The 20,127-nt window shown below is 34.4% G+C and carries 14 protein-coding genes; 5 read left to right on the plus strand and 9 right to left on the minus strand.

The genetic code is table 11. The features are described 5' to 3' along the window. Positions 1-81: 81 nt before the first annotated feature. Positions 82-2,277 carry a glutamine synthetase III family protein gene (locus RA0C_RS07400; RefSeq protein WP_004916237.1) on the minus strand — a complete coding sequence of 732 codons (2,196 nt, stop codon included), beginning with the start codon at positions 2,275-2,277 and terminating at the stop codon, positions 82-84. A gap of 97 nt (positions 2,278-2,374) precedes the next feature. Continuing rightward, positions 2,375-3,484 carry a DUF3078 domain-containing protein gene (locus tag RA0C_RS07405; RefSeq protein ID WP_013447039.1) on the minus strand — a complete coding sequence of 370 codons (1,110 nt, stop codon included), beginning with the start codon at positions 3,482-3,484 and terminating at the stop codon, positions 2,375-2,377. Positions 3,485-3,590: 106 nt separating this feature from the next. Between RA0C_RS07405 and RA0C_RS07410 the strand changes: the two genes are divergently transcribed. Then, the gene (locus tag RA0C_RS07410; protein WP_014937638.1) at positions 3,591-4,355 is read left to right on the plus strand and encodes a rhomboid family intramembrane serine protease; all 765 of its coding nucleotides are present in this window, start codon (positions 3,591-3,593) and stop codon (positions 4,353-4,355) included. Positions 4,356-4,358: 3 nt separating this feature from the next. Here RA0C_RS07410 and RA0C_RS07415 read toward each other — a convergent pair whose 3' ends face one another. From RA0C_RS07415 to RA0C_RS07430, 4 genes are all read right to left on the minus strand, one after another. After that, entirely contained in the window at positions 4,359-4,844 is a 486-nt protein-coding gene (locus RA0C_RS07415; RefSeq protein WP_014411319.1) for a YdeI/OmpD-associated family protein, read from the minus strand. Next, a complete protein-coding gene (locus RA0C_RS07420; protein WP_014411320.1) occupies positions 4,831-4,965 on the minus strand; it encodes a DNA alkylation repair protein in 135 nt (44 codons plus the stop codon). Before RA0C_RS07420 ends, RA0C_RS07415 begins: the two co-directional genes overlap by 14 nt. A 595-nt stretch (positions 4,966-5,560) precedes the next feature. Continuing rightward, on the minus strand, positions 5,561-6,289 hold the full coding sequence (locus RA0C_RS07425; RefSeq protein WP_004916246.1) for a siderophore-interacting protein: 729 nt from the start codon (positions 6,287-6,289) through the stop codon (positions 5,561-5,563). A gap of 301 nt (positions 6,290-6,590) precedes the next feature. After that, on the minus strand, positions 6,591-7,298 hold the full coding sequence (locus RA0C_RS07430; RefSeq protein WP_004916248.1) for a DNA alkylation repair protein: 708 nt from the start codon (positions 7,296-7,298) through the stop codon (positions 6,591-6,593). A gap of 44 nt (positions 7,299-7,342) precedes the next feature. Between RA0C_RS07430 and RA0C_RS07435 the strand changes: the two genes are divergently transcribed. Beyond that, positions 7,343-7,741, plus strand: coding sequence for a hypothetical protein (locus tag RA0C_RS07435; RefSeq protein ID WP_013447043.1), 399 nt, complete (start codon positions 7,343-7,345; stop codon positions 7,739-7,741). 104 nt (positions 7,742-7,845) lie between these two features. Further along, positions 7,846-10,212: a TonB-dependent receptor domain-containing protein gene (locus RA0C_RS07440; RefSeq protein WP_013447044.1), complete on the plus strand. Its 2,367-nt coding sequence runs from the start codon at positions 7,846-7,848 to the stop codon at positions 10,210-10,212. An 83-nt stretch (positions 10,213-10,295) separates the two neighbouring features. Here RA0C_RS07440 and RA0C_RS07445 read toward each other — a convergent pair whose 3' ends face one another. The 3 genes from RA0C_RS07445 to RA0C_RS07455 all read right to left on the minus strand — a co-directional run bounded on the left by RA0C_RS07445 (position 10,296) and on the right by RA0C_RS07455 (position 17,477). Further along, positions 10,296-13,601, minus strand: a complete 3,306-nt coding sequence (locus RA0C_RS07445) for a TonB-dependent receptor (RefSeq protein ID WP_004916253.1) — start codon at positions 13,599-13,601, stop codon at positions 10,296-10,298. Between the two features lie 284 nt (positions 13,602-13,885). Next, on the minus strand, positions 13,886-16,492 hold the full coding sequence (locus tag RA0C_RS07450) for a TonB-dependent receptor (protein WP_004916255.1): 2,607 nt from the start codon (positions 16,490-16,492) through the stop codon (positions 13,886-13,888). Between the two features lie 352 nt (positions 16,493-16,844). Further along, positions 16,845-17,477, minus strand: coding sequence for an NAD(P)H-dependent oxidoreductase (locus RA0C_RS07455; protein ID WP_004916257.1), 633 nt, complete (start codon positions 17,475-17,477; stop codon positions 16,845-16,847). An 85-nt stretch (positions 17,478-17,562) separates the two neighbouring features. Here RA0C_RS07455 and RA0C_RS07460 point away from each other — a divergent pair, with 85 nt between their 5' ends. Together RA0C_RS07460 and RA0C_RS07465 are read left to right on the plus strand one after the other, a co-directional pair. Then, complete coding sequence (locus tag RA0C_RS07460; protein WP_004916258.1) at positions 17,563-19,173, plus strand: BamA/TamA family outer membrane protein; 1,611 nt, start codon at positions 17,563-17,565, stop codon at positions 19,171-19,173. Positions 19,174-19,301: 128 nt separating this feature from the next. After that, complete coding sequence (locus RA0C_RS07465; RefSeq protein ID WP_004916259.1) at positions 19,302-20,066, plus strand: NUMOD4 domain-containing protein; 765 nt, start codon at positions 19,302-19,304, stop codon at positions 20,064-20,066. Positions 20,067-20,127 lie beyond the last annotated feature (61 nt).

The following is a 20,127-nucleotide window of genomic DNA, read 5'->3' on the forward strand; positions in this document are numbered from 1 at the left end:
TTGTTAAATAAAAAACCACAGAAACTCCTATTTTTAGGTTTTCTGTGGTATTGATTTGTTAATATATTTTAACACCCTACTCTATCTTGTAAAGAGGAGTTCTCTATATTTTGTCATTGGCCAAAGCTCATCATCTACCATCATTTCTAGCTCATCTGATGCTTCACGAATGCCGTCAAACAAAGGTTTTACTTTTGAACAATAAGCTTCCGCTTGTTTCATACCGTGCAACTCTTTAGCTTTAGCTTTTTCTGAAAGAAGTTCATCTACGCCTAGTTTTATTTTGGATACATTTTTAGAAATTTCAGAAATGAGGTTTAGTTGCTCTTTTGCGAGAATCTTATACTCTTTTTCAGGGAATATTTCCTTTAGTCCTTTAACATTTTCTATCAGTCTGTTCTGATAGTTAAGAGCGGCAGGGATAATATGATTTCTTGCAATATCTCCTAGTACTCTAGCCTCAATGTCTATTACGGTAGAATATTTTTCTATCTTGATTTCGTTTCTCGCTTGGAATTCTCTTTTTGAATAAATTCCGAGTTCTTCGTAAAGCTGTACAAACTTATCGTTTAGTTCATTTTTAAGTGCTTCAGGCGTGGTTTTTAAATTATTAAGACCTCTTTTCTTTGCCTCCTTTTCCCATTCTTCAGAATAGCCATCACCTTCAAAAATGATATTTTTAGACTGCTTCACATATTCTCTTAATACATTAAATATAGCTTCATCTTTTTTAAGACCTTTTTCAATCAGAGCATCTACTTCTTTTTTGAAAACGCCTAATTGTTTAGCCATAATTACATTCATTACCGTCATTGGTTCGGCACAGTTTGCAGAAGAACCTACGGCACGAAGCTCAAATTTATTTCCTGTAAAAGCGAACGGAGAGGTTCTGTTTCTATCGGTGTTGTCCAATAAAATCATTGGGATTTTCCCTACAACATTCAGTTTTAAATCTGTTTTTTCTTCAGGGGATAATTTTCCGAAAGTTACTTTTTCAAGTTCGTTGAGAACGCCTGAAAGCTGACTTCCTATGAAAGCGGAAATAATGGCAGGTGGTGCTTCGTTTGCTCCTAGACGGTGGTCGTTACTTGCAGAAGCGATACTTGCTCTAAGTAAATCTGCATAGTCATGAACGGCTTTTAAGGTATTTACAAAGAATGTTAAAAATTGTAGATTCTTTTTAGGGTTTTTACCTGGGCTTAAAAGGTTTTCTCCAGTATCTGTGCTTAGAGACCAGTTGTTGTGTTTTCCGCTACCATTAACTCCAGCGAAAGGCTTTTCGTGGAATAGGATATGGAAGTGATGTTTGTGTGCTACTCTAGCCATAACATCCATTAGAAGTGAGTTGTGGTCCACAGCAACATTGGCTTCTTCAAACATCGGAGCGAGTTCAAATTGGTTAGGAGCTACCTCGTTGTGTCTTGTAGTGACAGGTATCCCTAGTTTCATACATTCTATTTCTAGCTCCTTCATAAAGTTCATTACTCTGGTAGGGATAGAGCCAAAGTAATGGTCGTCTAGCTGCTGACCTTTAGCAGGCGAGTGTCCTAAAAGGGTCTTTCCTGTAATTACAAGGTCTGGTCTAGATTGGTAAAGAGCGGTATCTACTAAGAAATATTCTTGTTCCCAACCAAGAGTGGCGGTAACTTTATTTACATTTTTATCAAAATAAGCTTTACACACCTCAGTTGCTGCCATATCTATAGCGTGTAGAGCTTTTAGAAGAGGTGTTTTGTAATCCAGAGTTTCTCCTGTATAAGAAATAAAAATAGAAGGAATACATAAGGTTGTCCCCATAATAAAAGCCGGAGAAGTCGGGTCCCAAGCAGTGTAACCTCTAGCTTCAAAAGTATTTCTTATGCCTCCGTTAGGGAAGGAAGAGGCATCAGGCTCTTGCTGAATAAGCATACTTCCGTTGAATCTCTCAATAGCTCTACCATCTCCTATAGGAGTGAAAAAGCTATCGTGCTTTTCTGCTGTAGCACCTGTAAGTGGCTGAAACCAGTGAGTGTAATGTGTAACACCTTTGCTCATAGCCCAATCTTTCATAGCTACTGCAACTTGGTCTGCAATATGATGTTCTATTTTTGCTCCCATTTTCATGGCATCTAAAATAGAATTGAATGCCTCTTTGGTTAGATATCTTCTCATTGTTTCTACGGAAAATACATTCTGACAAAACAAATCTGATAGTTTTGTAGGCACATCCACAGAGTTAGATTTTCTATAATCTCTAAATGGAAGCTCTGATAAAGCTTTAAATCTTAATGTTGACATATTTTGTAATTTTTAATGGGGCTAAATTACAAAAAATCAATTAAAAAAATAAATAACCCCTATTAAATTTAGGGGTAAATGTGTTAAAATGTATTTTTTATCTAAATTCGTAAGGCTTTAAAATCTTTTTTTGAGGCGCTTTTTTCTTTTCGTCTGCTCCAAAATTATAGGTAAGTCCTATACCTAAGGTTTGTTTCATTTGTAATTTTTGTACTTGGTCGTGGTCGTATAGTAGGTTAACCATTACTACGGAGGTAATAAATTCGCTAAATTTGAGATTGAGCGTACCTGTATAATTAATATCTACTCTTTCTGGGTGGTTCAGATAATTGGTAAAGAATCCTATTTGATTCACTAGGTTGATGTCTTTATAAATTTTAAGTCTATACAAAGCAGTAAGCATCGCACCGAGCTCTGTTCTTACTGATTGCCCATCTCTTTCCAAACCATATCGCCCTGCCCTTTGCAGTTTTTCGTCTAAAACAAAGGTAAGCTTTGTATTTGCAGGACGGAATACCACTTGAAAGTTTTCATTAGGATTATAAGAAATACCCATACCCGCATTTATGTATCCGGGAGCCATAAATTTTGAAATCCTATTTTCATATATAGGCTTTGGAGTAATTGCGTAGTTGTACCCTGGCATAAATTGAGTTAGAAACTGAATCCCCATAGAGAGGTAATAGTTTCTGCCTATCTCATAGCCGTAGTTACTCATAATATTGAGGTAATCATCAGTTTTTCTTGCAACTTGGTTTTGAGTTGAAACCATACCATATCCCATCCTTACAATGTTTTCCCAGTAGTGGTTTCTGTTTTTATAACTCAGATTGTAGTCTATATTTCCTATGACTCCAATGCTGTTATTTCCCCCAGAATTCCAATTAGAAAAGCTAGATTGGTTAAAGACTAAAGTATTCTGTCCCCAAAAATACCACTTCTGTGGGGTGTCCATTCTTAGAAATTTATAGGGTGTTACAGGGATATCTTCTTTGATATTTTTAGGTGGAGATGGGGAAATTAAAGTGTCTATTTTGTAGGATTTAAGAGCGACTAGACGCTCTTTACTAAAACTGTCTATGTCTATAATCTGTGATTCCCAATGCGTTCCACTTATAGAGTCTATTAGCTTTTTATTATAATTGATTTGCCCCAACAGAAAAGTGTGACAAATTGATAAAATAAAAAGGGCTAAATATTTTAGCATTAGTAATTTATTTATAATTTTAGTACAAAAATAGGACAGATTTTCTATTTACGAAAAATAAAGTCTCTTTTTTTGGTTTGGCAAAACATTTGTGAGAACGGTGGTTATGTTTAAAAACAAATCTTTTCTTTCTATAAAAGTTCCTTTATTGGTGCTATCGGCGGTATGGTTGGGATTCTTATTGCAATCCGTAGGTTTAGTGGAGCATTGTCAAGGGGCGCTAATTCCTTTGGCTCCAGAAGGGCTAAAAGGCGTTTTGTTTTCTCCTTTTCTACATTCGGGATTAGAGCATATATGGAGTAACTCTGTTCCTCTGGGAGTTTTACTTTTTTTGTTATACGAGTTTTACCCTAAAATAGCAAATGTTATTTTCTTGTTGGGTTGGTTGTCTACAGGTTTTTTAGTTTGGCTGACATCTCAGGTAGACTTATTTACAGGGGAAATGTATTATACCTGTATTATAGGAGCGAGTGGTATTGTCTATATGCTAGCTTTCTTCTTATTCTTTAGTGGAATTTTTAGATGGAATATGAAATTGCTTACCATCTCTCTCCTTGTAGCGTTGTATTACGGGAGTCTAATTTGGGGAATTTTTCCTGAAGAATTCTTTTCTCAACTAGACCAACCTAGCCAAATCTCTTGGCAGTCTCATTTAGTAGGAGCGGTAGTAGGCATTATTTTGGCGTTTATGTATAGAAAACAAGGCGAAAAAAAACGCCGATTTATATGGCAATACCCTAATTATTACAGCGAAAAAGATGATAAACTTTGGCAAGCCTATAAAGCAGAACACCCCGAAGATTTTGAGGAGCTCCCAAAACTGAATGAACCTGATATATGGGAAGAACTTAATAGATTGCGTAGGCAGTAATAACTATTTATTTTTGGTTTCCTCTAAAATAATGGAAGGTAGTTGTTGCTTTCTTCTTTCTTTAGTTTCTTCTTTTTTGGCAGAGGTAATCCATAACATTAGTTCTTTTTTTCGGGTGTACGATAGCTTGTTATAAGCTAACCCTACTTCAGGATAAGCATTAAATATAGTTAATACTTCCTCGGGTACAACCACCACTCGTTCCTCCAAATCTTGCTCAAGGCTTACCTCTACAGTATCTCCAAAGGTTTTATTTAATGATGCCCTCACTTCTTTAGTTAAAATTAAAAAATGGTAGGATTTACCCATTTTAGCAAGGCTTCCTCGGTATGGCACTTTATTGTCGAATAGCACTTTTACCTTTACTTGCCCTTTTTTGCCAAAAAGTTCTTCGGTGGAAAAAGGGAAGACCACATAACCAGCATTGTCCGTTCCGTGTTGGATAATTTCTGCAGTGAAGTTAATAGTTTTCATATTAAATTTTTCCATTTAGAAAATCTTGTCTTAGAGGTTCGTTTAGTTTTTCTATAGCGTATCTTAGAGTAGTTCTAGGCATAGTGGTGTAGTGCTGTTTGAGGAACTCTAATAATATTTCTTCGTTTTTTATCATAATATTTAAATAAGAAAACATCTTAGTAATGAGATGCTTTCTGGTCTGTTACTTCTCTCATATCCATCCTTAATAAGTGATAAGGATTTTGTATTATACTCTACTTAATGTTCGTCTTATTTTTCAATATATAGATTATGCTTACAACTATATAGATAGATACAATTGCATTACCTATCAAATTTAAAATACTCATATTCTCAAAATCTGTTATAATACAATAAAAATTGTAAGTAACAAAAAAAACAGAAACTATAATAAGAGAACACAATATATATTTTTTCATTTAAATAAAATCACTTTTTATTATGCGAACGAATTCTTATAAATATTATACATAATCCGTTGTGTATTATAATTATTTAAATTAAAGTTTTAAAAAAATTACAATAAACAATCTAAGTGCAAGTTACAACTTGCTTTACAAGTTTTACAAAAAATATCAGAAAAATCAACTTTTAACTTATCAAAGAGGAAACACCTATTATGATACGATGTAATTATGCTAAATCACTCGATAGGTTTAAAACACGGATACTTGCCAAAATAACTTCCTTTTTAAAATACACAACCGATTTAAATAATATATCTAAATTTACAAACCTTGTTTTCCTTCCACCCAATATGGCTCAGTTTGTATTTGTGTTTTTTGGTTAATCCCTAGTTTGGTTAAAGTATTTCGTAAGTTGGCAATAGATTTTGCATTTCCAGTCAAATAAAAAGCAATATTTTCTTTATTTCCTTGATAATTATTTAAAAATTCTTTCGTTTTTTCAATAGCATATTGAGCCTTGTTGATAGTAGATTTTTTGCAAGTTTCTATTTCAAAATCCAATTCATCAGCGATATTCAAATTTTTATCATCCAGTTCAGCCAAACAATAGTAGTTCTCTGGTATTTCACGAGTAAGGCATTCCATTAAACCCAAAGAAGTTTCATCTCCAAAGATAAAATGAAAATCCACATCGGTACGAAGTGCGGTTTTACCTCCTGGTCCAATCAGTTTATAATTATCCCCAACTTTCAATTGCTCCACCCACTTACTACCAACTCCCTGGTTGTGAACATAAAATAACACCTCGCAAACCCCTTTTTCTTGATTAAAATACGAAGGTGTATAATGCCGAAATTGGGTATCGCTTACCCGAAATTCAATGATATTTCCTGCGGAAAAATGTTTTTTAATTTTAGACAAATCTCCTTCAAATCGTACTTTTTTAAAGGTTTTCGTCAACATTTCGGTATACGTTACTTGTACTGGATGATAACTTCCACTAAAAAGTGCTTCAAAGGCATCTGCCATCCATTTCGGTGTCTTAGGCATAATTTTATTTTTTTTAATTATTCTAAATAACAAATGTAATTAAAATTTTTAAAATATGATTTTTCTGATAAAATTGTTTCTACCTTATTCTTGGCGTGAACAAGATGCTTGTATTAGAAGAGATAATTAAGGAGAATGCCATCATGTAAAATAATACCGAATATTTTCTATACTAATGATTATCCATAGCCTTTACAATAACGCTATGAGTTTAAAAGTCCAAATTTTGATAGTTTTACAATCATATATACCTCTGTTTGTGCATTTAACACAATAAGCTAATTATTTAAAATAGATTCTATTAAATTTTTCCATTTAGAAAGTCTTGTCTTAGAGGTTCATCTAGTTTTTCTATGGCGTATCTTAGTGTGGTTCTAGGCATAGCGGTATAGTGCTGTTTGAGAAACTCTAATAATATTTCTTTATTTCTTTTGCCTAGTTCTCTCAACATCCAGCCATTAGCTTTGTGCATTAAATCGTGAGGATGATTAAGGTGTTTCAATATGAGTTTTTGAGGAAGCGTATATTGTTCTTTCCGTATGTAGTAAAGCATTGATACTACTGCAATTCTATTTTGCCATAGGTTTTTAGAATTGGCTAGACTATCCAAAAGAGATTCAGCATTGTTATCAAAACAATATCTACCCAAAAGTTTATAGGCGGAAGTATCTACCAAATCCCAATTATTAACACCTTCAAGATTTGATAAATAAAAATCTACTAACTCTTTTCGTTTTGGAGGTGTTTTTTCAAATTTCAGGACGAGCATAAGCAGTGCTGTTAGCCTGTGTTCGTGTATTTCTGACTGTAGGAGTTGCTTAATTTCTTCTAAAGAAACTGTTTGCCAAAACGCTTTTGCAACTTGTCTTTGGTCTGGTACGGTAACACCAATAAACTGGTCTCCCTCGGCATATTCTCCTTTATTAGCTTTAAAATATTTAAGACTAAATGTAGCTCTTTGCTCGTCGGATAAATCTTTGAGTGCTTGTTTAATTTCTAGTAAAATCATTTTGCAAATGTAGTAGATTACGGCATAGAGTTACTTAAAAAATAATGACTATATTTGTCCTGCTAATGAGTCAAAAAGTCCGCATATTGTTTTTGCTACTGTGTTTGGGTATTTTTATTTTTCCTAAACAGGGTTCTTATGCGAATGTAGCAAAAACCCTGCACTGGCAAGTAGAAACTTCTAATTGCTGTGGAAAAGAACATACTAAAGAATGTTGTTCTACTCATTCTAAAGGAGAAAGCCAACACCAGAACCCTTGTGGTTCGGATTGTAGTAAGTGTCCTAATGTTTATTCATTTAATCAATTAGTTTATTCTTTAAGTATAAATCAATGGAGTGTATTATGCCATTTAAAATTTCATAAAAAGCCTAATACATATTATTTCAGATTTATTCCTACTAAACCTTTAGTAGAGATTTGGCAACCACCCAAGATAGGTTAGTTTATAGATATTTTTTTAGGTGAGATAACCTAAGAATAGTAGTTAAATATCGTTTCGTCAAATGATGAAATGGCAATGTATCGTATAAATTAAACCTAAAATCAATGAAAAATAGATTAAAAGGAACAATGTTAATTGTTCTAATATTGGTGTTTGCAAACCATATAAAAGCACAAATTCAAAACCCTAAAACAGAAACTGCTATAGTATTAGGTAACTGTGGTATGTGTAAGGCAACCATAGAAAAAGCAGCTAATGAGGAAAATGTAGTGGAAGCTGTTTGGGATAAAGAAAAGAAAATCCTTACTTATACTTATGATTCTCAAAAAACTTCAAAAGAAAAAATTCTCAAAAAAATCGCAGAAGTAGGATATGATAATGAGTTGTATAGAGCAGATGAGGATACTTATAAGAAGCTGCCCCAATGCTGTTTATACACTAGACGACTTTCTAATATCACACTAAAATCCGAGGAAGATTCCATTCAAAAAGAAGACCACCACCACGACCATCATCAAAAATCGAAGCAAATAGATGAGGTTGTGGTTACCAAAGTAGGAGAAGCCACATCACTAAATAAAAGAGAGGTAGGCTTAACTTTTAATATTTCTTCCAAAGAGCTACTAAAAGCCGCTTGCTGTAATCTCTCCGAAAGTTTTGAGACCAATGCAACAGTAGATGTAGCTTTTACCAATGCTGTAACAGGAACAAAGCAACTCAGAATGCTAGGCTTGGAGCAAAAATACACTACTCTTACCAAAGAACTTTTACCAGAAATAAGAGGACTGGCAACCGCTTATGGACTTAATTTTATTCCTGGTAGATGGATTGGTGGCATACAGCTTACCAAAGGAGGAAGTACCGTGGTTAGTGGCTACGAAGGTATTACGGGACAAATTAACACAGAGTTAGTCAAGTTTAACCAAAATCCAAAAACAGAACTTAATTTCTTTGCTGATGAAAACGGGCGTACAGAGTTTAACCTCGTTAATACCTCACTACTCTCTGAACATTGGAATCAGTCTATTTTAGTACACGCTAATGGAACTTTTCCAGAAATGGACAGAAATAAAGATGGATTTTTAGACCAACCTAAAGGTCATCAACTTAATGTAACTTACCTGTTGAACTATACTGATTTAGACCATACGGGTTGGGGCAATCATTTAGGTCTGAATGTAGTTAAAGATGAAAGAAAAGCAGGGCAGGTTGGTTATGATTGGAAGAAAACACAACATCAACAAAGTCTTTATGGCGTGGGTGTTGATATTTCTAGGTTCCAAATTTGGAATAAAACAGGTTATGTTTTTAAAGGAAAACCTTATCAAAGTTTGGGATTCATCAATCAGTTTACCTATCATCAGCAGGATAGCTTTTTCGGAGAGAGAACTTATTTTGGAAAGCAACAATCTTTCTACTCCAATTTAATTTTTGAAAGTATTATTGGAAATTCCAATCATAAATATAAAGTGGGAGGGAGCTTTTTGTATGATGCTTATGATGAAGATTATTTAGTTCAAAATTTTATAAGAACAGAACGAGTAGCAGGAACATTTGCAGAATATACACTCACAGGAGCAGCTTATACTTTGGTAGCTGGGTTGAGGTCTGATTTCCATAATTTGGCAGGAACGCAACTTTCTCCTAGATTGAATTTGAAGTATGATATTGATGATAAAACCATTGTAAGACTAAGTGCGGGGAGAGGATTTAGAACGGCTAATATTTTTGCGGAAAACCAAAACTTTTTCGCCTCTAATAGAACAATAGAAGTGCTAAATCCTAACGGTAAAATTTATGGACTTTCTCCAGAAATTGCGTGGAACTATGGACTAAGTTTGCAGAAAGAGTTTAAACTTTTTAAGAGAAAAGCATTGTGGCTAACAGATGTTTTTCGCACCGATTTTCAAAGTCAGGTCATTGTAGATTTAGACTATTCTCCTCAAAAGATGCTTTTTTATAATTTAGAAGGCAAGTCTAGGGCATTGGCTTTCCAAACCCAGCTGGATTTTAGCCCAGCCAACAGATTAGATTTTAGGCTAGCTTATAAGTATTATGATGTATGGGCGGATTATCTAGGGGGAAGAAGATATGTGCCATTTACCGCAAAGCATAGAGGTTTCATCAATATGGCATATTCTACTGTGAAAAACAGCAAACAGGCTTACTGGAATTTAGATGCAACTTTGCAGTGGATAGGCGCTCAAAGATTGCCTAATACTTACCAAAATCCAGAAGAATATCAAACGAAAGTGTTTACAAAGCCTTATGCTCTACTGAATGCTCAAATATCAAGATTTTTTAATCGTAATATTAGATTGTATTTAGGAGCAGAAAACTTAACTTCCTATACTCAAAAACGCCCAATTATAGATGCTAAAAATCCTTTTGGTAACTACTTTGACGGTGGGATGATTTATGCGCCCATTATGCCAGCTAACTTTTACACAGGTATAGATGTTAGTTTTTAAGTGAAGTAGATAATATAACTCTTAAAATAAAAAGCCGATACATTGTGTATCGGCTTTCTTTGTTTTGAAATTGGAACTTTGTATTAGAAAGTATATTTAAATCCTAATACAGCACTCCATGTAGTAAATCTGCTACTTGCAGGTCTGTATGGAGAAGAAACCAATTCGCTACCCTCTCTTTCCATTTGGAAGTTAGGATTAGGCGTTAGAGTTCTATCGGCAACTCTTAAAATAGCGGCACCATAAGAACTTATGTTATAATCTTGAATCCCCCAATTAGAGTTAAGCATATTTCCAAAGTTGATTATATCACAAGTAATCTGGATTTTGTCTCCTCTTCTTACCATATTTGTAAATAAGTTTTGAGTAAGTCTTATATCAAAACGATTTAACCAAGGTAAAAGGAATTCGTTACGAGGTAATATTTGACCTCTGTATTTTTCAAGACCATTATTTGCTATAAATTTATCAAATGCTTCTCTTTGCTGATCCGCAGTAAATACAACAGAACCACCTCTAGTAATATCAGCAAATTTTAAATCTGCAGTATTCTTTGGGATATAGAGTAAATCATTAGACATACCATCTCCATTCACATCATTAGCGTAGTAGTAAGAGAATCTACCTTGATGACCACCTGTATAATAAACACCTAAAGTAGTTCCTTTTATAGTATAGCTAAGATTCGCAACCACTCTATGAGGAATAGCAAATGCAGATGTGCTTAAGAATTGCTGGTTAGGTGTATCTACCACGGGAGAGCCTCCCCAAGCGGAAGATGCACTAGAGCCTGAGTTAGAAGATACTTCTTTAGCATCTGAATAAGTATAGAATACGGAACCGGATAGCCCGTTCCAAGGTCTTAAAGTAGCACCAATAGTAGCTGAGAGTGCGTAACCTTTAGTTCTTGTATTTGTTAATACCGTAGCATCATTCCCTCCAATGGCACTATTGTATTGGTAAGATGCTCTATTAGGGTAAAATACTCTATCTACTCCAGCGTAGGTCATTTTGGCATCAGATTCTTTTCTGTTAGCTCCAAACTGGAAAACTGCGTTCACATCTCTAGTATAGAGTAGGTCAGAAGATAGGGTTAAGTAAGTATTAGGTATCTTATAATCTATACCCAAACTAGACCTCCATACTGATGGCATTTTGAAATTATCATCTACCAAAGAAAATGTACTTGGAACACCTGCTTTTGGACTGCTTATGAACACATTTTCAGCCCCAACAGGAACGTTTTTTAAATGATAATAAATATCACCTGGTTGGAATCTTACATTTCCTATCCAACTGGCAACATCTGCGTAAGAACCAGGCTCTATAGTGTTTTGGAGTACTCCAGCATTGGTTGGCATATTGGTTAACCAAACAAAAGGAACTCGTCCTGTAAAGATACCTGTACCACCTCGGATAACCAAAGAACGGTCTCCGTTAACATCATAATTAAATCCAAAACGAGGAGAAAGCATCACTCTTGATTTTGGCCATCTACCAGAATTATAAGTTCTCTCATTTCCATTAACATCTAAAAGAGCGAGGCTGTTAATAGCTTCATTTGGTGTTAACTTATTAAGGTAAAGAGGGAGCTCTGCTCTTAAGCCTACAGTGAAGTTGAATCTGTCGTTAAGTGTTATTTTATCTTGAATGTAAGCTGAAGCAAGTCCAAAATTAATTCTAGAATAGGTGTCTTGCCCTTGATAAGGATAAGTGAGCCCGAACATAATAGGAGCTACTTCCGCTGAAGTTCCTGTTTTTAAGAAATCTTCTACAGAAGCATATCTATAATACCCTGTACCCATTCTGGTATATGAGTTTCCGAATTTTTGAAGTTCAAAAGCAACCCCTCCTGTAACAGAGTGTTTTCCTGATGTATAAGTAAGGTTGTTTATGAATGAATAGTTGTTATTTACAACATCGTTTAAGTATGAGAACAGCTCAGTTCCAAAGCTGATGTAGTTACCTCCAGTAGGTGAGCCATCCCAAATATCCACGAATGGGAACAAAGATTTAGAAGGTGTTGTTCTTTTATCTTGAATATTAGAGTAAGTGAACAAAAATTTGTTTGATAATTTAGAGCTAAATGTAGAGTTAAGTTCTGCAGTTAAAGACTGAACTTTATTGTTGAATCCATAATTACCATTTTCAAAAGTCATTGCTCTATCGCTTACACGCCCCCAAGCCGATCTAGGTCTAGGTCCTGATGTAGCATTAGCTATCTGCATAGAGTTCCCATCTAAAATATTATATCTAATGGCAAATTTATGCTTATCACTAATGTTCCAGTCTAATCTAATCAAAAGCTTGTCTCCAGTTTGCATAGCTTCATTCGCGTAGCCTTGGTACCTGCCTGGGTCGTACCCCCATCTGTCAATTAAGTGATTTCTAACGGCAATAAGATCACTCTCTTTAACTCTAGAAATGTTGGAAACTGGGTCTGCTATACCATCTTGAGATGCTTTCCATAAATTTGCTCCCGATGCATTTGCTCCTGTAGAAACTTCCCTTTCCGCACTAACGAAGAAGAATAACTTGTTCTTTACTATAGGACCTCCTATGGTAAGACCATTTGTCATTTTAGCGCCAGATAATCTATCTATATTTTCTCCATTTATTCTCCATCTGTTAAGCTCTTTTGCGTTATAATATCCGTATAAAGACCCTTGGAATTTGTTTGTCCCTGATTTTGTAACAGCGTTTATACCTGCCCCAGTAAATCCTGACTGTGTAACATCAAAAGGAGCAATGTTAACCGTAATTTCTTGAATAGCATCTAGTGAAATAGGTTGTGCATTGCCACCAGGTAAAGGGTTGCCACTAAGACCAAAACCATTATTAAAGTTAGCACCATCTATTTGTAGATTGTTATATCTAGAGTCTCTACCAGCAAAAGAAGTTCCATTAGATTGTGGAGTTAATCTAGTAAATTCTGTGATACTACGAGAAGATTGCGGTAATTCTTGGATTTGCTTTAACCCTACATTAACACCCGCACCGGCTTTATTACCACTTCTTCCCTTGCCACCAGAAAGAACCACTTCTTGGATAGTTTTAGTTTTTTCCCCTAAAGTAGCATTTAAAACATAAGGTCTGTCAAGTTCAATGTAAACATCCTCGTAAACCATTGGCGTTTGTCCAGAATATTGTATTTCAACCTTGTAAGGTCCTCCCACTCGCATGTTAGGAAGGTTGAAACTTCCTGAGTTACTTGATTTAGCAGAATAGACGGTTCCCGAAGGGAGGTGTGTAGCCTTAATGCTAGCACTGGTAGATTTTTGCCCTGAAACAGTAGTTACAACTCCAGTCATACTTCCTGTAGTTACCTGAGCTTGCATCGTTCCATAACCACAAAATGCTATAGCAGCGATTAAAACGGTCTTTTTCATTGACCCCATGTTTTTTACCATGACGAAATGTATTTTAAAGTAAGTTTTTCGGTGGCAAATATCGTTAATTATACTTTAACTAATTTTAACTTTATGTTAATTTTTAGTTTAAGTTGATTAAAAATGATTGTTGATTTTTGTGTGGCTTATGAAGCTATTGAGTTGTTAAATAATGGTGTGTGTTAATCTACTAAAGATAATGTTTATTATATTCATTTTGTAGTAAATTAAAAAAGCCAATACAATTATGTATCGGCTTTTTAAAATTTTAAATGATTACTTTCTTAGAATGTGAAGCTCACAGAAGCAGACCATGTTCTTCCGAAACCAAAGAAGACCTGGTTAGAAGTGTCTAAACCTTTGTAAGTGTTGTTCTTCAAATAAGCATCATACTGTTGTTGGGCTGTAGCGCCAGTAGCAGTATTATCATTGAAATCAGCTAGAGTTTTGGTATGGTTGTTAGTTCTAGCTTCAGCAATGTAAGTGGTGTCAAGTACATTGTAAATATTTCCTGTAAAAGTAAAAGCATTTCTATTATTCAGCTTTAATTTATAGGAAAGCCCTAAATCCATCAAGTTGTAGCTTGGTAATTTAAGAGACCCCTTGTGATTTGCAGAGGTAAAGCTACTGGGATTGATATCAGCATATAAATTATCTATATATCTCCAGTCTGCGTTGAATGATAATCCATCTACAGGTCTAATAGCTAGTCCTAAATTTGATGTTATCTGAGCTGAGTTACCTACTTTTACACCATCTAGATAAAGTGTAATTTGGTCTACAGCCTTGTTGTTAGCACCTAAAATAGGAGCATTGCTGTCATCAAAATAGCTTGCAGAAACATTTCCTTTATATTGCCAGTTTCCTGCAGAGAACATACCTGTTAATGATAATAATTTAGAAAGTTTATACTCCATATCTACCTCTATACCATGGTGAACTTGAGTTACCCCAAAGATATTGGCGATCCCTAATATGGTTTGAGCCTTACCATTAGCATCTTTTAATATAGGGTAGTTTCCTTGAGCATCTGGCGTTGCACTATAATCATACAAACTAAACTCATTTCTATTAGAGATTACTCTATCTCCCCAATGTGTTCTGTAAAGGTTTAAGTTAGCATTAAAATTACTAGATCTAAAACTATATCCTATCTCTGTTCCGAAGATTTTTTCATTCGTAAGGTTAGGGTTTAGGTAGTTTCTGTTGTTAGGATATACTGCATCAAAAAATGGCTGACGCTCATAGTATCCAACATTAGCAAACACATTATGATTTTCGTTGATGTTATAGTTAGCACCTGTCTTTATATTAAATCCGATAAGATTGTTAAATCCTGTTTTGGTTTTCATTGCGGATTTAGGATTTGTAGCTACGGCCAATGTACCTGGTAGTAAAAAATGGTCTATTCTTTGGAATGATTGGTTAGATATAGACCCTTGGAAGAATGCTGATAACTTGTCGTTAGTATATTCTACTTGACCAAACACTCCTCCCCAAAGAACTTCACCATCATTGTTATAAGAAATAGCCTCATGGTTTATTTTGGCAAAAGGATTCCAAGGTGCTCTATCTGTATAGGTTGTTGTAAGTCGTCTAGTAGAGTTAGCTAGGCTTTTGTTGGCTGTGTCTGTATAAGAAGTAGCACTTAGCAAATCGTTCAATACTTGATAGTGCATTCCCTTATAATATCTACCATCTAAACCAACACTCATTTTTAAATTAGAATTAAATTTATGAGTGAAATTAGTTAAGAATCCATACCAGTCGTGTTGATTGATACCAGATCTTCTAAGAATTTTAGGAGCGTTAGGGTTGGCAGAGTTATCTGCTACCATTTGGTCTATATTTAATTGACCGTTAGTCATTCTATATCCCTCCAAATTTCTTGCAATAAGAGGGCTAGTTCCACCACCGCCTCTTCCCCAAGAGCCGTAGATTACGGTTGCTAGATCATTGTTAGAATTAATCTTCCAATTCCAGTTAAACATGGCTACCGGCTTGTGGTAGTAGTTTACCCACCAAGCATATTTTTCTCCATTAAGATAACCCCAATCTGCGTTGTAGCGTCTGTTAGGTTTTCCATCTGTACTATACTTTATGTAGTCAGCTATGGTAACTTGGTTTCTTCTTTGTTCGTGCCATTGTGGAGCACCCGTGATTGTAAACTGGAAATCGTGGGTTTTATTAGGTTGGAATCCTAATGCAAAGTAATAGTTATATCCTTCAAAATCTGTCCCGTCAGCGTACATTGCTCCCGCTGTTCTACTCATTAAGAACGAAGAAGACCAACCTTTTTCATTTTTACCTGTATTGTATGAGAATAATGATTTGTGATATCCGTTATTACCTACACCTACAGTTACTATCCCTTGTTGTTTTTTATCTGCAGCTCTTGAAACAATGTTAATAGTTCCTCCCACAGAAGCAATAGCTAATTTGGAAGCACCAAGACCTCTCTGAACTTGCATTGCAGATGTAACATCAGAAAGCCCAGCCCAGTTAGACCAGTATACTTTGCCGTTTTCCATATCGTTAACAGGCATACCGTTAATCATTACAGCAATATTTTCTTGTGCAAAACCTCTAATGTTTATTCTAGAGTCTCCAAAACCACCACCACTCTTTGTTGCATAAACAGATGGTGTGGAGTTAAGAATTTCAGGGAACTCTTGGTTACCCATTTTTTCTACGATTTTAGACTCTTTAATAGTGGAAACAGCTACAGGTGTTTTTCTGTCTTTGGCAATATCTGCTACCCCTGTAAGAACTACGGTCTCAATATCTTTAGACCTTGCTGAATCTTTTACCGACTGTGCGAAATAAACACTTGCAGTAGAGAGTGTTACTACGGCTGTAAATGCCGTCTTTCTTAAAGCATTAATTTTCATAAGATTTATTATATCTAAAATAAGTTTTTCGGCGGCAAATATCGTTAATTATTTTTTAACTAATTTTAACTTTGGGTTGTTTTTTTTAATTTAATTGAATAAGAGAGTTTTTGTTGTGTCTAACTGTTTGTTTTCCATTATTTTATGTTGATTGTTCTTTGTGTTTAATATTATGTGTAGGATAATTTTAATGCCACTTTTTTGCTAAATAGTTAACGGATAAAAGAATGTTTCTGTTCTGAGAATTATAATGAAAGCAAAAATACCGATACATATTAGTACCGGTATTAAATGATTTTATTTTTTAGATATACAAAACTTACGAGAGCTATTCTGAAGGAATAATAGAATGTTATTTAATGAATTGAAACAAATCATCAGAAGGTTTTCTTACTTTTTTACCATGTTGAAATAAATCATCGTGAGCTCTATAACCTAATGCTAAACATACCGTAGGGATTTCCTTAGAAGAATCTATGTCTAAAACTTCTGCTACTTTATGAGCGTCGAATCCCTCCATAGGGCAAGTATCTACTCCCTCTAAAGCGGCTGAAAATATAAAGTTGCTTAGTAATATGTAAGCTTGTTTTTCATTCCAATAAGGTAGAGTTTCGCTGTTATGTCTATTGATATAGCCTTCTACACTATTTCTGAAAGGCTGTAATAGGTCTAGGGAAACTTGGCGTTCTTTAACAATAAGGTCAAAGTAGTTATCTACATAGTTTTTCTCTAATTCCTTTTTAGAAATAATGACTAATAAATGCGAACAAGTAGAAGTCTGTGAAGGGTTATAAAAAGCTGAAGCTAAATCTTCCTTTTTTGAAGGAGAAGAAATAACTAAAACTCTGTAAGGTTGTAGCCCTAGAGAACTTGCAGATAGTCTACCAGCTTCTAATATACGATTTAGGGTTTCCTCTGTAACTTTTTTTTCAGTATCAAATTTTTTTACAGAGTAGCGTTTGTTTAGTGCGTCTATATAATTCATTCGGCAAATATATAAACATTTCTGTAAAAGCATGGTTATTTGTATTTCTCATTTACACCTATATTTGCAGATATAAAACACAAAAATGCAGAGCCTAAAAACTTTTTTTTATTTCCTATGCCTACTGTGGTATACCATAGGCTTTGCACAAGATAAAAAATATTTTTTACACGATACTACCACTAAGAAAACAGTCATAAAAAAAGACTCACTTTCTGCAGTTAAGTTTTTAGATTCATTGGTAGAAAATAAGTATTACTTCACAAAGTTACTCAGAGCAGAAAAAAATGGTAATAGAGTTGATATTTATTTTGATAAAGGACAAAATTATCAACAAGTTTTAGTAAAATTACCAGATTCCATAGCGAGTGAATTAGGCTTGAAAGACACATTTGTTACCACAAATCTAGATTCTTTAAAAAAAACTATCAATAAAGCTTATTTAGAGAAAGGTTTTGCATTTAATCGGGTTAAATCTACCTTTTTAGGTTTAGATGCTACGGGTAAACCAATAGCTAGTATTTCTATAATTAAAGATAAAAAAAGAGTAATAGATGCTTTCAAAATAAAAGGCTACGATAAAGTGCCAAAACGATTTGTTTATAATTTAGAAAAGGAGTTTAAAGGAAAACTGCACCACTCTACCCAACTGATGGCTATACATAAACGTCTGCAAAATCATAGTTTTGTTTTATTGGAAAGACCACCTCAGACACTATTTACGCCAGATTCTACACAAGTATTTTTATTTTTACAAAAAAAGAAAAACAATAGTTTTGATGGTGTTTTAGGATTTGGTAACAACCAGTCCGAAAAACTAACATTTAATGGGACACTTAACTTTAACCTGAAAAACATCTTTAATAGTTTTGAAACCCTCAATCTTTTTTGGCAAAGGACACCTAATAGTGGGCAAACCTTTGATGTAGGTATAGAGATACCTTATTTGTTTAATTCTGATATAGGTACTCAGTTTAAAATGACTATTTTTAGGCAAGATTCTGCTTTTGCTCATGTTAAAATTCAGCCGAGTTTATATTACCAGTGGGAATTTAGACATAAGATTGGTGTTAGAGGGAGTTTTGAATTGTCTTCGGTGCTTTCCGAAACTTACAGTTTGGCAAGAGAGTTTAGCCGAAAAGGTGTGGGACTTTGGTATGACTACACTGAAAATAGCGACAATGAACTAATGCCATACCTTATGAAAATAAATGCTGAAGCGGATATATTGAATACTCAATATACAGATAATAAGGCTTCGCAGTGGCGTTATAGGATTTTTGCGGAACGAAACATTAACCTCAAGGGGAAACATTACCTCAATTTGCATCTCAATTCTGCTCGATTGCAAACTAGAGAAGTATTGTCTATAAATGAATTGTATAGGATAGGCGGTTGGAACTCGTTAAGAGGGTTCAATGAGGAAAGTTTACTTACAAGTGCCTATTTATATGGTGGTGCAGAGTATCGTTATTTGGTAGGGCAGCAAGCTTTTTTTGATGTTTTCGGGCAACTAGCTCAAGTAAGGGCTTCTGGCAGTAGTATTCATAACTACTTTTATAGCGTAGGGGCTGGTTTTAATTTTAGATTACCTCTCGGTATTATGAGTTTTCAAATCTCTAATGGTACGGCATTTGGTAATCCGTTCAAATTCAAAGATACCAAAATACATTGGGGATTGGTTACCCGATTTTAAACAAGTGATTAAATAAAGACTGAGACATAAATTAAAAATTGTATCTTTGTAACCCTTTTTTGATTCTGAAAAATATTTATGGTACACTATTCATAAGGAGTTTTCCGTTATACAGATAGTTGAAAAATATGAACAATAACGAGTTTGGTAAAGAAGTTTGGAAGCCTATTGAGTTTGATTTTGAATTTACTAACGATTGTAGATTTGAAGTTTCTAACTTAGGGAGGGTGAGAAGTTTTAATAAAGTTTCACAAGGTAGGATTTTAAATGGTTCTACTACTGGAGGATACAAAATAATTAGGCTTAAATTATATAGACCAAGAACAGAAAAAGAGCAGCAAAAGTTTGATGAACTTAAAGCCGAAATCTCCAATCTGTACAATAAAAGAAGAGAGCATATTAAAAAATATAATGATATAGCAAGCTTTGAAGCGACAACATTGTTGTTAGAAAAAAAGAAAAAACAGCTAAGTCAAAAATTAGCAAGAAATCTAAAGAAACGAACCATTAACCATCATTTTTTAATACATCGTTTGGTTGCGACTTATTTTCTACCTAAGCCAAAATCAGAGGAAACTGTTGTAGGGCATTTAGATTTTGATAAAACTAATAATACGGTAAGCAATCTTAAATGGATGACTCCTGAGGAGAATCAAGCCCATCAAAATAATAGTCCCAAAGTAATATCAGAACGAAAGTGGCGTAAATACAGAGGAAGCAATCGCACAAAGGGAATGAAATTAACTTCTACCCAAGTTATACATATCAAAACTCAACTGAAAAGAAATCGTCCAGTTAAGCAAATTGCAAAGCAGTTTGATATTTCAACTATGCAAGTTTGGCGAATTAAAAGTGGCGAAAATTGGGCTCATATCAAAATTCCAGAATCATAGCTAAAATTATGTTTTTAATAAAAAAGAACTCGTTTTGATGATATTCAAAACGAGTTTTTGG

This window comes from Riemerella anatipestifer ATCC 11845 = DSM 15868, from assembly GCF_000252855.1.
Classification (GTDB): domain Bacteria; phylum Bacteroidota; class Bacteroidia; order Flavobacteriales; family Weeksellaceae; genus Riemerella; species Riemerella anatipestifera.

Bases quoted from the DNA above. Each gene is read 5' to 3' on its own strand.
- RA0C_RS07400 (WP_004916237.1), bottom strand. From the start codon at position 2,277: ATGTCAACATTAAGATTTAAAGCTTTATCAGAGCTTCCATTTAGAGAT.
- RA0C_RS07405 (WP_013447039.1), bottom strand. From the start codon at position 3,484: ATGCTAAAATATTTAGCCCTTTTTATTTTATCAATTTGTCACACTTTT.
- RA0C_RS07410 (WP_014937638.1), top strand. From the start codon at position 3,591: ATGTTTAAAAACAAATCTTTTCTTTCTATAAAAGTTCCTTTATTGGTG.
- RA0C_RS07415 (WP_014411319.1), bottom strand. From the start codon at position 4,844: ATGGAAAAATTTAATATGAAAACTATTAACTTCACTGCAGAAATTATC.
- RA0C_RS07420 (WP_014411320.1), bottom strand. From the start codon at position 4,965: ATGATAAAAAACGAAGAAATATTATTAGAGTTCCTCAAACAGCACTAC.
- RA0C_RS07425 (WP_004916246.1), bottom strand. From the start codon at position 6,289: ATGCCTAAGACACCGAAATGGATGGCAGATGCCTTTGAAGCACTTTTT.
- RA0C_RS07430 (WP_004916248.1), bottom strand. From the start codon at position 7,298: ATGATTTTACTAGAAATTAAACAAGCACTCAAAGATTTATCCGACGAG.
- RA0C_RS07435 (WP_013447043.1), top strand. From the start codon at position 7,343: ATGACTATATTTGTCCTGCTAATGAGTCAAAAAGTCCGCATATTGTTT.
- RA0C_RS07440 (WP_013447044.1), top strand. From the start codon at position 7,846: ATGAAAAATAGATTAAAAGGAACAATGTTAATTGTTCTAATATTGGTG.
- RA0C_RS07445 (WP_004916253.1), bottom strand. From the start codon at position 13,601: ATGAAAAAGACCGTTTTAATCGCTGCTATAGCATTTTGTGGTTATGGA.
- RA0C_RS07450 (WP_004916255.1), bottom strand. From the start codon at position 16,492: ATGAAAATTAATGCTTTAAGAAAGACGGCATTTACAGCCGTAGTAACA.
- RA0C_RS07455 (WP_004916257.1), bottom strand. From the start codon at position 17,477: ATGAATTATATAGACGCACTAAACAAACGCTACTCTGTAAAAAAATTT.
- RA0C_RS07460 (WP_004916258.1), top strand. From the start codon at position 17,563: ATGCAGAGCCTAAAAACTTTTTTTTATTTCCTATGCCTACTGTGGTAT.
- RA0C_RS07465 (WP_004916259.1), top strand. From the start codon at position 19,302: ATGAACAATAACGAGTTTGGTAAAGAAGTTTGGAAGCCTATTGAGTTT.